Origin of the sequence: Salmonella sp. 3C (assembly GCF_025426275.1) — a bacterium.
GTDB lineage: Bacteria > Pseudomonadota > Gammaproteobacteria > Enterobacterales > Enterobacteriaceae > Salmonella > Salmonella enterica.
Window position 1 is genome coordinate 2,889,186 of sequence record NZ_CP104858.1, and the last position, 12,137, is coordinate 2,901,322.

General features: G+C 46.5%; 10 protein-coding genes and 1 pseudogene. 5 read left to right on the top strand and 6 right to left on the bottom strand.

All coding sequences use genetic code 11. The features are described 5' to 3' along the window. Positions 1-26: 26 nt before the first annotated feature. Positions 27-992: a LysR family transcriptional regulator gene (locus N7E69_RS13640; protein WP_000859022.1), complete on the top strand. Its 966-nt coding sequence runs from the start codon at positions 27-29 to the stop codon at positions 990-992. On the opposite strand, the gene N7E69_RS13645 is transcribed toward N7E69_RS13640, so the two are convergent. Then, a complete protein-coding gene (locus N7E69_RS13645) occupies positions 937-1,209 on the bottom strand; it encodes a hypothetical protein (RefSeq protein ID WP_001675688.1) in 273 nt (90 codons plus the stop codon). The genes N7E69_RS13640 and N7E69_RS13645 overlap by 56 nt on opposite strands. 690 nt (positions 1,210-1,899) lie before the next feature. Between N7E69_RS13645 and N7E69_RS13650 the strand changes: the two genes are divergently transcribed. Next, complete coding sequence (locus tag N7E69_RS13650; RefSeq protein ID WP_001751542.1) at positions 1,900-2,298, top strand: hypothetical protein; 399 nt, start codon at positions 1,900-1,902, stop codon at positions 2,296-2,298. A gap of 47 nt (positions 2,299-2,345) precedes the next feature. On the opposite strand, the gene stbE is transcribed toward N7E69_RS13650, so the two are convergent. The 5 genes from stbE to N7E69_RS13675 form a co-directional block, all read right to left on the bottom strand. Then, positions 2,346-3,104, bottom strand: coding sequence for a fimbrial biogenesis chaperone StbE (gene stbE, locus N7E69_RS13655; RefSeq protein WP_001247029.1), 759 nt, complete (start codon positions 3,102-3,104; stop codon positions 2,346-2,348). Beyond that, positions 3,070-4,395 (bottom strand): fimbrial usher protein StbD, encoded by a 1,326-nt coding sequence (gene stbD / locus N7E69_RS13660; protein ID WP_000899103.1) that lies wholly within the window; start codon positions 4,393-4,395, stop codon positions 3,070-3,072. The genes stbE and stbD overlap by 35 nt, the downstream gene beginning before the upstream one ends. 4 nt (positions 4,396-4,399) lie before the next feature. Next, on the bottom strand, positions 4,400-6,961 hold the full coding sequence (locus N7E69_RS13665) for a fimbrial outer membrane usher protein (protein WP_000075315.1): 2,562 nt from the start codon (positions 6,959-6,961) through the stop codon (positions 4,400-4,402). Beyond that, positions 6,945-7,706 carry a fimbrial biogenesis chaperone StbB gene (stbB, locus tag N7E69_RS13670; protein ID WP_000781492.1) on the bottom strand — a complete coding sequence of 254 codons (762 nt, stop codon included), beginning with the start codon at positions 7,704-7,706 and terminating at the stop codon, positions 6,945-6,947. The genes N7E69_RS13665 and stbB overlap by 17 nt, the downstream gene beginning before the upstream one ends. A gap of 61 nt (positions 7,707-7,767) precedes the next feature. After that, on the bottom strand, positions 7,768-8,304 hold the full coding sequence (locus N7E69_RS13675) for a fimbrial protein (RefSeq protein WP_000062036.1): 537 nt from the start codon (positions 8,302-8,304) through the stop codon (positions 7,768-7,770). Between the two features lie 663 nt (positions 8,305-8,967). Here N7E69_RS13675 and N7E69_RS13680 point away from each other — a divergent pair. The 3 genes and pseudogenes from N7E69_RS13680 to N7E69_RS13690 all read left to right on the top strand — a co-directional run bounded on the left by N7E69_RS13680 (position 8,968) and on the right by N7E69_RS13690 (position 12,051). Continuing rightward, entirely contained in the window at positions 8,968-9,702 is a 735-nt protein-coding gene (locus N7E69_RS13680; protein ID WP_001005866.1) for a transcriptional regulator, read from the top strand. After that, positions 9,675-9,975: pseudogene (locus N7E69_RS13685) on the top strand (hypothetical protein). The gene N7E69_RS13680 and the pseudogene N7E69_RS13685 overlap by 28 nt, the downstream one beginning before the upstream one ends. Positions 9,976-10,476: 501 nt before the next feature. Next, positions 10,477-12,051, top strand: coding sequence for an EAL domain-containing protein (locus N7E69_RS13690; protein WP_000868291.1), 1,575 nt, complete (start codon positions 10,477-10,479; stop codon positions 12,049-12,051). The last annotated feature ends 86 nt before the right edge of the window (positions 12,052-12,137 follow it).

Below are 12,137 nucleotides of genomic sequence, written 5' to 3' on the forward strand. Positions count from 1 at the left end.
ATCCTTTGCAACTTCGCACTGATGCTATGAAAACGACACCTGTAGGAAAAAAACATCGCCAGCCCCTTGAGGGCTGGCCTTCTGTTGAAGATCTTTTCGTTTTTGTCACCGTTGCTCGCAACGGTGGATTTGCCCGGGCAGCGCTGGAGCTGGGGTTATCTCCCTCCTATATCAGCAAACGTATCGCTATCCTTGAAAAATGTCTCAACGCCCGGCTTTTTTTTCGAAATAACAGAGTGATGCGTCTCACACCGGAAGGCGAAAATGCGCTGGGTGGGGCTATGCAGGTCGTCAGTGAAATGGATGGCTTTGTCAGTCGTTTGGATAATCAACGTGGTGTGTTGGCTGGTAATATCACCATCAACTGCTCATTTGGTTTTGGGCATAAATATGTCGCAGAGGCGCTGTCGTCATTTATGATCGCCTATCCTGATATTACGGTAAAACTCACGCTAACGGATCGTGAAGTGGATCTGGTGGAAGAGGGGATCGATATTGAAATTCGCGTTGGGGATGATATCAACGAATTGTATATCGCACGGCAGTTAGCCACTAATCGACGGATCCTGTGTGCTTCCCCTGAATACCTCGAACGCCACGGCAAGCCAGAGTCTGTTAGTGCGCTTGTGCAGCACGATTGCCTAATGATTCAGGAAAAAAACTCGGCATTTGGCAATTGGATATTAACGGACGGTAAGCAGCAGACACATTGCCGACTAAACGGTTTTCATTCTTCCAACAGCGGCAGTGTGGTGCTTATTTGGGCCCTGAAAGGCCATGGCATTACATTGCGGTCGGAATGGGATGTTGCGCAGTATATTGAACGAGGTGAGCTGGTTTGCGTGTTGCCTCAGTGGTATCAGGAAGCGAATATCTGGGCTGTATATACCCGGCGTTCATCAAGTTCTGATCGTATCAAAATCTGCATCGATTTCCTCACGGAGCATCTTGCACAATGCTTGCCAGGCGGTAAAGCACCGGGCGTACTGTGATCAGTCGGCGCCAACTGTCGTGGCGCCAGATGCTCTGACTTACGTTTACTGTTAGGTGTTCTTTTTGCCAGCACCCAGTAGCTTTTAGGGCGTTGCGTTGGTGGCGCGGTTTTGTTTCCGCTATCGTGGCAAAGTTATCTTTTATCCCACCACGAGGCCCAACCTCCACATAGATACCTCCATTATTACCGGATTTCTCACCTGGTTTTAACGTCATATTTTATCTCCTGATTTTTGGGTGACGATTATCGGAGGTTGAGAATTCTATTGGTATCGGCTGGATGGCATTGTAAGTATCACACACTCACTCCATAACAATCAGATTGATTGAGCGACTACTTTAGCTCAATAGATATGTGTTCATCTTAAGCGTATTATCGCAGGTTGGTAATTAAAATTCTTTAAAAAACAATACCATCCATCAATTCAATATGCTGATTTTTCGAGGTTTTCTCAAATTTAGTTATGCTTATGTAATGCTACCTAACTGACTAAAAGTAATGCTCTTTTCACACAAAAGCCTTAACAGAGGAAACGCAATATTACGTGACTTAATGCCTCTGCTCATTCTCATTAGTTATACCAATGTAATGTTTTCTCACAGCAAAAGAGAAGTAGCTACCTGTGCAGCATTATAGGCGGAAAATCCATTGGGGGTATTACCAAAGATGAAATAGAAAATTAATATTATTAATTAAATGAATATGAAATAGGTATTGTTCCTGTTATCGTTACAACCTTTTCTGTCATAACAATCTTCTCATTTTCTTTCTCGCATACTTGCTGAGCATGGTATAAATGTCTATGAGGACGTCAGCTCGGAAAGCATTCGTTCTGCATGGTATGCCTTTCGCTATTCTCAGGGGCGTGAAATGAAAGTTTTCTTTGATGGAGTCTATATAAGTATATGAAATTGATAATAATCCTCCTTCTCGCGCTATTCCCGTTATGTTCATCTGCCAGCAATCATTATGCCCTTGTTTTTGAAAATAACACGATACTGCTTGTTTTAAATCTTAAATGTTCTCCCTGGGATTTAAACTGCGCAAATATTCAATATCAGCTTTTCAATAAAGAGACGGAGTCTGTTATTTCAGGGGTTGTTAAGCCTGTGACAACGGGCATCGGAAATAATTTTCGTGGTTATATAATGCGTAATAATAATACGTTCTACACATTAATTGAATCAGATAATGAAAACGTATGGGATATGTCTGTTGAGGAGAAGGGAACTCAACAGAACAAAGATGCCGTGCAAAAAGTAAAATATCAGCTTAATGCTATTTTTGACAATGGTACATGCTGAATTCTGGCCTGTCTCAGGGATACGATCGTATCCCTGAATATTTCCCATCAAAACTCAGGAGTAAAATCACTCTCACTAATATATTTTTCCAGTATGGCGGTATATTGTCGCCAGTTCCCGGAGTCGTTGATTACTGCATAATTTATCGATGCTCCCGGCGTTGGCGAGTGTGTTAGCGGCACATCAAGTGCTGTTTTCGGCGCAACCATGATATCGCCGATACTTTTCCTGTCATCCGTCGTTAGCGTTAAACTCATATACCACGAGGTGGGGTTAATTATCCGTATAGTATTCTCTTTAGCAATAAAACGTAATTTTTTCTCCTCCGCTTCCGTGGGCGCTTTTAGCCCAGTCGGGCGAATTAAAATTTTTAGCCTCAAACGAAGCGGTAACACCAGTTTTCGCGGGTGGTTTTTAATGTCCTGGGTGACTGGCGGTATCTGATAAATGTTTAGCCAGAAGAGACTCTCCCGGTCCGTTGCAAGCTGCTGGCGGGAACTCAGGAGCAGGCGAAGCGTTCTCAGTTCTCCTGGCTGCATTTTAAATACCGGCGGCAGCGCCACCAGCGGCGTTTTGCTGTTATCCGGAGAGGCGTCAATGTTTCCGGCGTCGGTCCATACCTGTAACAGCATCGGCGTTGTATTATCGTTGGATAATGTCAACGATTGAGCGACATCATCTGAAGCAAAAATAATTCGGGTTCTGTCAATATTAACGGCGGCTTGTGCCGGGCCATACCATCCCGTCAACCCAAGTAGCGTTAATATGACTTTACTGAAAACTAACCACTGCCTGTAATTGCGCATTTACGCTTCCTGCCGTTACTGTTTGTCCGCCGATCGCTTCAAGCGAGGCAGTAAAATCACCGCTATAGGTTTCTACTGAACCGGATGATACCCGTGTGGTTAAATCTTTATAGCCATACCAGCCTCGGGCGTTGCCGGTGCCTGTCTTGATCCGATCGGGTAACAGGTTAATTGGCGTACCGGCATCGTTATAGATGCGGATACCCACTCCGGAAGCTACGCCAGGTTCGCCATAATGGGTGTCCAGTAGCCACGACAGACCGCCTGCGGATGTGGTTAGCCCCAGGCGACGCGCCGCCGCCACGGCGGTGGGTTGATTAACGACAAACCCCATTGCGACATTAGCGGCGCTGGTGGACGGGAGGGCACTGGACACTGCGCCGGACTCACATTCCAGGCTGACGTGGAAAGGCGCCTGGCTATTGCCTCCGGCGGCTAATATGCCGACGGCGACAGGGGGAATTTTCACGATCGCAGGATAATCTGTGATTTTACATAACGCGCCGCGAACATAGGTGACGCTATTATATGTACTCCATGCCCCGGGCCAATAGCTGGGCCAGCCATAATAATCGCTGGCATGATCCAGTCCCGCTTTGATCCGCTCGGTAATCAAGCCTGGGCCTTTAAACGCGATATAACCCCGAGGCTGCGTCCAGGTATCTCGGTCCATTGGATTCTGGTAGGCAAAATATTTTCTTGAGTCAATTTTAAACATCTCATATAACACGTTGCTAAACGCGCTGGCAGGAATATAAATATATTTGTCATCCTGAAACCAACTGTCTGCGGTAAGTTGGCGTTCTTTCCAGAAACGGCTGTAATATTCGCCGGTACTGAGGTTTGTCATACGGACAGCAACATTACGCTCCACATCATAATAAGCGCCTTCTACTTCGGGAGTAAAAAATGCCCCCGCAAAAGCGCTATCGCCATTTGTCGAATACATCTCATAGAGCTTCCCGGCATCGGCGGAATCGCAGCGGTAAAGTACCTGTTTACTGGAATAGGGCGTGCCGGTGGCGGCCGTCAGGAGGTTACCGATCCCACTGGCCAATAGTGTGCCGGAGGGTTGAAAAGTTTCACTATTACTGACGCTAATCACCGTTGGCAAACCGATATTACCGGTATTCGTGTCAGTTGCGCCGATCCAGTTTTGCGCCGTGTAGCCCGCTTTTATCGCCGCGTCAGAGAGCGCGCTCTTATCGGTGACTTTGATACATGACGACCATGTTCCGGCGCTGACGAACAGGCTGGTGATAAACAATAGCGTTCGGAAACTAAAAAGCATTGTGCTATTCCTTCTCGCAGATTTTGTTCAGATAGAGAAACGGTTCTTTGGTGTGAAGATCGAGTTGGTAGGCAACCCGGCAACGCTGGTTTGCCCCTGTTCCCCAGCGCACCAGTAGAGAACCCGACGGATGGGCGATACGGGCATAAATCTGCCCACTCTGGCCGACCATGCCGATGTTTGTGCCTTCACCGTTGAAAACATCAGCGCCCATTGGCGGTATGCCGCCATCCGGCATCTTCACGGAGATCAGCACCGCTTTGCCGCTGATAGTGGCGAAATTGACACGCGCGATGGCGCCGGCATAGGGCACAATCTGCTGACTTCCTCCCGTCAGTTCGGCATCGCTGCGCATCTTACGGGTATCGAGCGTAACGTTATTGACGCGGTAAGGAGATAACGAAGGCAGAATGGCGTAACCAAAGCGATCAACCACAGCGCCCTGGCCATTTTGTACGATCGCGCCCTGCGCGCCATCGGCATGAATAAGCGCAAAGGTATCGCTGGTATAGGGGCCAGCCGTCAGACCGCCAGGGTGAAGTACCAGGGTGCCGGACGCGCCCAGCCCTTCCTGACGATAGTTATCACCCTGGTCATAGTTGGCGCGAAGTGCGCCAAACCGGGTGTTCTGTTGTAGATTACCGCCAAACGTCGTTGGCGCGCTGCTATCGCTATTACTATTGCGATAACGCTCGTAGCCGCCATAAACCGACCATGACAGGTCGCTATTTTCACCGCTACTGCCGGTCATAGATACGGTTGAGGAACGGCTTTGACTGGACTGGTTATAATTCATGGCGACAGACGTTCTGTTTTCGCCCCAATCCAGCGGTATAGAGACATTAAACGACATTGTGGTTTCGGTATATTTTTGTCGGCTACTCACGTCCAGTGGTTCGTTAACGCCGTGATAAAAGCGATCGTAATCCCAGGTGGTGCGCTGTCGTGCGATATTCACCCCGTAGCTTATATTCCGCCACTGGTTGCTATATCCCATTTGTAGCTGTGTTATACGCGATTGGTTATTGTAGTAGTCTGCGGTGCTGGCGCTGAGGTTAAGCGTGCCAAGCCGTCCTAACGGCTGGCTTACCGTCGCGGACAGGCGATTGCGCTGATGCAGCGTGTCGGAGTAGTAATCAATCCCCGTTTTTGCTTCCCGGCGTACGCCGAGCACGTCCTGAAGATCGCGAAAGCCGTTGGTTGAATAACGATAAGCCGCCAGTACCAGGTTAGTGCCGGTGGTAAACGTTTTGCTGTAACTGAGTTCCGCGCGCCAGCCTTGCTGGCGATCGTTATGCTCTGCGCGCGCGTTCGACCAGGTGGCGTTAAGGCCGAACGCGCCCATACCGGTGGCCCAGACGCCGCCCGCCAGCCATGCCTGGTAACGCTGCGCAATTCGTGAACCGAGGTTGAGGGTAATGGTGTTATTAACGCCGTGCTGGAACGTTCCCTCAAAGAAACGATTTTCAATATCGTAGTACTGACGAACCCTGCCGAAGGCCAGCGAATAGTGCCAGTTACCGGGGCGAACCGAATCCGGCACGGAAGAATAAGGCACGGTGAAACGTGAGGTTTTACCGCTGGCCTCGATAACCTCTACCTCCAGATCGCCTTGATAACGGGTGTTGTACAGATCGTCAATATAAAATGGGCCCGGCGGAACGTTGGTTTCATAAATCACTTTCCCCAGTTGTTTTACTACCACGTGCGCGCTACTGGCCGCTACGCCCCGAACTTCCGGCGCATAACCGCGTTTGCCCTGCGGGCGCATCCGCTCGTCGGTGACTAGTTTAGCTCCGTTAAAAGACAGACTGCCGAATAAGCTGGAGTCCGTATAGCTATCGCCCAGCGACAGAATACTGTTAATAGACGCGACAGGTCTTTGCACCCAGGTTCGAACGCTATTATAGCGCCAGGCGCTTCCGCTCTGGTTGCTATTGGCATAGCGCAGATTACTTTGATGACGGACCTGCCAAAGTCCGAGGTTAACGCCCATGTTTAAACCGCTCCATAAGTATTGGTAGCGATAATGGCTGTCGGTATTTTCGGTGCGGGTCCAGTTTGTGTTATGGCGTAAAAACAGCGCCAGCGCGCCGCTATCCCACTCTGAAGGGGAGATATAACCGCGCGGTTTGTGCGTAAGTTCGGTCATTGGAATCGTCAGCAACAGGCGAAGCGTGGCGCTATCAAATTGCCAGCCGGCATGAGGCACCCACTCCCTGAGCGGGCGACACTCGGTCGCAGCGTCGGTCGCGGGGAGTGATTTTATCTGTGCCGCTTTCATCACCGATAAGGGCAGGCAGGGTTCAGCCTGTTGACCCTCTTTTACAGCATTAAATCGAATATTAGTGCTCGAGGCTACCAGCGTGCCATTAACGTAAACGTCGGCAAGATAGTCTCCGGAAGGCGTTTGCTGTTCATTAAAACGGGCAATATTTTGTCCGTAAGTGGCCCCCTGAAGTAGCGCAGGATCAAAATAATACTCTTCACCCTGCGCGGAGCCTGAGCAAACTATGGCGATCAATAGCGCAAGGCTTTTGCGGTTCAAATTAATGGTGGGGGACATCGTAGCTCTCGCTTATCCTTGCGCCCAGGTCGTTAACTAAAGTAACGGTGACTGTACCGGAGAAGGATTTGAGTGACCGTTTGCCCGGCAGCCACCAGGTTTGACTGGAGAAAGGGGCAATCATATCAGCATCCAGGTTATACGAAGCGCCGTTCACTTTTACATTCAGGTTACTTAAAGAGGCAAACCAGGGCTGCGGATTAACAATAACAATACCGCTTTTTCCGGAACCCTTATTTACCGTTTTAATCTGTAGTTTTTTCGCCAGATTATCAGGTTTACCTAGCCCGTCAGGACGATAGAAAAGTTTTATTCTTGAGCGCAGCATCACCAACATTTTATTTTGCCCGCTGTCGCTGCCAATATTCGTTGGTGGTACCTGTAATACGTTAAACCAGAATACTGACTCACGATCCTGCGGCAATTTTTTCGTGTTGTTATAAATTACGCGTACCACCTGGCCTGCTTTGGGTTGAATACGAAATACCGGCGGCGTGGCAATGAACGGCATCGCGCTGCTATTTTCCGGGCTGGTATTCATATCGCCATCGTCAAACCAGGTTTGTACGATATAAGGTATTGCATCATTATTTTTTAACTGCACATCTACGGAGGAGGCTGTTGATGGGTAAATTATTCGGCTACCCAAAATAGTAACGCTCGCCCACGATGCTGTGGCGGGTAGGGCCAGCAATAGAAAAACTATTAAGTAATATAATGCGGAATGTCGGGTATCCATTTTCATCTCAACAACTCCCTGGCGATTGAAAATGGTCTGGCGTTTCAACGCCAGACCGTAGCGACAATTATTTATACGAAACGGCGTATTGAAGGGTGGCAGCGACTGTCCCAGCCTCTGCTTTCCCGGTAGAGTAATACCGCGCGGTATAAGTCGCGCTCGCTTCAGAAGCATTTGGTTCCAGCTGTAGGTCGCCGTCGCCAGTAAAGCCGCCGGTCAGATTGATTGGCTCCCCTGAAGTGTCGAGTAATTGGACTTCAACATTTTTCGCGCTGCCAGTATTACCCAGGTTACCGTTACTGGTGACCTGATTACCAACAAAGACAGTGGAAATTTTTGTTGTTTTGTCCTTAGAGCCGGTACACCCGGACAGCCCAATATCAAACGTTATTGGCCCCGCGGTTTTCCCTTGTTCTGATAACTCTTTAGTACTTACTGTTGGCAATAACACGACGGGTTTAGCCTGATTACCATTAATCACGACAGAGCACGTTTCATCAGAGACTTCCCCTTGAAAGGTGATGGTGTTATCAGAAACAGCCATCGCGCTGCTGGAGACAAGAAGCGAGCCTGTGATCATTGCTAAATATTTTTTCATAGACATATAATAATGTTCCTGTATTAATCTTTACTTTTTCAGGACGAGTGCAATTCGCCCGAATGTTTCGTGCTTATGGAGGAGTGGTAAAAATAACGATCATTAACTCTATTTTTGGATGTGAACTATACCCTCCTGACTATTGATAATGCGATATAAAACAAACAGACTTATTTCTCTTATCATGAAATAGAGCGATAAGCGCTTTCGTCCATACATCTCATTAGTACAACTGATAGTGTTATCATTTGATTGAGTGTAATCCGATAACAATTCTCTCCGCGTCTGAATAGATAGACTATGTTGCAATACAAACCTGCACATTTTTGCTATGTAAAATCCGCATCAGTTAAACCTCCCGATGGATAATACGATGGTGAGATTAAGGTAAATTTTCTGAAATGTGCTTCTGAAACAGTATAATTAGTCTTACTTTTTTCTTACTTTTGGCCTTTCAGAAGTTTCCTGAGTTTGCGTTAAGGTAAAGAAAAGTGTTCAGATTTACCTATAACTGTTTGATTTGTAATGTGCAGGTAATACTTGTGTCAATTATTGTTTACTATAAGTGAGACTTATAAGTTAAACTCAGGTTAATTAGGGGGCTGAATTCTTTTTTGAGCATGATAATATGTCGTCTGAATGATGGATGCAGTTACCTTTAGGATTGTCATGAATGAAAGCATATTTTTACTTGATAAGCGTGTTGTATTTGATAGTACGAAGATGACCTTATCGCATGGTAATGAGATAATCAGAATATCAGAAGCTGAGACCCATCTGCTTCTTGCTTTTTGGCATGGTCTTTACAAAAAAGAAGATATTATTCATTTTGTTTGGGAAAATCGTGGAGGCTGCGTCTCAGAATCAAGTTACTATAAACTCATTAATCAAATGAGAAATGATTTTAGTAGCATCGGTCTACAGTCATCTGACATCGTAACTCGTCCTCGGGTGGGGGTGTCGCTGTCTGTTGCCATTGAACCTATAAAAAAAATCACCTCCCTAAAGGTGAGTGATGAAAACGTTAAAGGCACCCCGACTCGGGAGAACATATTTTACAAAATTAAACGTCACAGCGTATTTGTGGTATTAACAGGAGCCATTCTTCTGGCATTGCTCTATGGTGTATTTACTATATATAAAGCGCCTGTTCGTAACAGCCCTGATAGTTTTTTTACATATCTTGGCGAATATAACGATTATGCAATCTATAAAACAAAAGAGGATAAGGTCACATTAAGTGAAGTAGTTTTTGCTTTTAACTCTCTAAAAATTAAAATTTACCGGCAAAATGGACGCCATCTTTATTATATCAGGGAGCCTAACATGAATATTTTTCTGCAATGCTTAAATCCTGTTGAAATGGCGGTGCCAAAATGTATTACAGTAAAAGAACGTTACTGATTATATTTGTAATATTTATCGCCACTGTCGCAATCGGATCGGTAATAGCGCTTGAGTGGGTAAATCGAGACTCTTATAGAACCAATAATCTTATATGCACGACAAAATCAGAAGCGTATATTGAACCACGAAAATTGTACATGGATGGTGGACTTGTGCTGGATCTTAAATCCGGCAGGATTACCCTACACTACGATGTTACTACCGATACGAAAGAGAAACGGCTTTTTTTTCGTGATATCTGCATCAGCAAACTGCGCAGAACGGGTATGAAAACATTTACTTTTAAAGTCAATTCAGTTAAGACTTTTGAGTCTGATACTGCTGGCGATTTGTTTTCCTGGTTGAGACTGTTACAGCCTGGTACGATTAATGAGTTAAAGATGGTCAAAATTGGGAAAAATACCTACATGTTTTCGCTTAATCGACATTTGTATAATGTGTGTACCACCAGTAGTAACGTTGAGTTGTAGCCAATAATCCCTGTATTGATGGGAATTCGTTCCGTGATGGTTATGCCTCATCAGGCAGCGAACCTAGCATCTGGCTAACATATTGAATTTAGATATCTGCTATCGCTTATTTTAACGATAGTATCCTGCACCTGTTGGGTATTGATATTTTCTTGTCTATTTTCGGCACAGGGAGTGCCATCTTGCTATCATTAAGAACGTATAACCTATCTCTCAATATTGCTTTTCTATATTAATGTTACTTTAGTTATCCTATAAAAGCGTACAGTGGCAAAAGGAAGGCCGGTAAGAGGGCAATGATTTGAAAGTAAGAAAGCTATTTCTGATGTTGTTTATTGCCGTTCCACTGATCGTAATGATATTGGTGGGGTTACTCGCGGGTATCTTCCAGCTAAAACGAGATATCGCCGTCAGCGCCAATACGCTGCTGCGGTTTAGCGCGGATATATCTGCCGCCTCCTGGCAAGTCGCCGGAAAAGCCGCCAGACTGGCTGAGAGTTCCTGCACTGATACGCTGAAAGAACTGTCCAGAACGCGGGCCTTCACTCCTTATGTCCGTGACATTGGGTTTCTGGAAAATGGTGATATCACTTGCTCCTTTGTCACAGGAACCGAACGCTATCATTTTTCCCGGCTGGCAGGGCTTTCCTTACCTGCTTCTTATCCGGAACGGTGGTTGCGATCTATCGGTAGTATGGCCGAAGGACCCGATCGCCTTGTTGTGGTTTATGTGAAAAAAGTAGCAGCGAATAAAGCGGCTTTCGTCATTGTGGATTCGCAGTATGTCCAGGAGCTCATGGAGATATTGGCAGCAGAGAGAGCATCAGCCTTTAGCCTGACATTCGGCGCAGGGGAGGCGATTACCAGCGCTGCGACGTTGCGCGGTAAGGCGTTTTTAACGCAGCGGTTCACCTCAACCGATCACACTATCCAGCTGATGGTGCGAACCCCTTTCTCAACGTTATCGGCATACTGGTTACAAAACCTTTTTATTTTTATTCCGCTGTCATTATGTCTTTCTGTAGGGATGATGTTGTTCTACAGGCGCTGGTATTTAAAACGCTTATCTCTGGCCCGGGAGATTGCCAGGGGAATAACGCACAATGAATTTACGGTATATTATCAACCTGTTTTTAATGTTAAAGACGGTAGTTGCGGCGGCGTGGAGGCGCTAATGCGCTGGCCGCAACCGGATGGCCGTTTTATAACTCCCGATATTTTTATTACCGCCGCAGAAAATGAAGGCATGATTATTCCACTCTCTCGTCATCTGTTCGAACTGATTGCTCATGACGTGATAAACTGGACTGTACCGGATGATTTCTATATCAGCGTAAATATATCGCCTGCGCATCTTATGGATGACGGTTTTATACAAGATATAGAGGCGCTCAGGACTCGTTTGGGAACGATAACGCTTATGTTGGAGCTCACCGAACGTAGCCTGATTGTAGAACCTTCACAGGTCGCAGAAAAACTTTCAACGCTCCGTGAAAAAGGCGTGTTAATAGCGATTGATGATTTTGGGACCGGCTATTGCTCCCTCTCCTATCTCCAGCAATTACCTGTAGACTCTCTTAAAATAGACAGAACGTTTATCGATACCATTGATACCAGCAGCGATGATGTTCCTGTCCTGGATACTATCATCACGCTGAGTCAGCGACTGGGGCTTAATGTGGTTGCCGAAGGGGTCAGTACCCAGCACCAATTGCGTTATATCTTAAGCCACGGGGTAGGATTCGTTCAGGGATTTCTTTATGCCAGGCCGATGGAGGCTAATGACTTTATGAGCTGGCTTGGCAAGTCAGCCCAGAGGCAAAATGGTCTGCTCAAGGGGGAAAACGAATCTGCGAGTGGCCTGGTGGCTGAATAATACAGGAGCTCGCTACGGAAAAAAATTCAATAGCGCGATATATCCTGGTAATATGTTTATGCCGTGAAGAAACGTGATAGCACTGG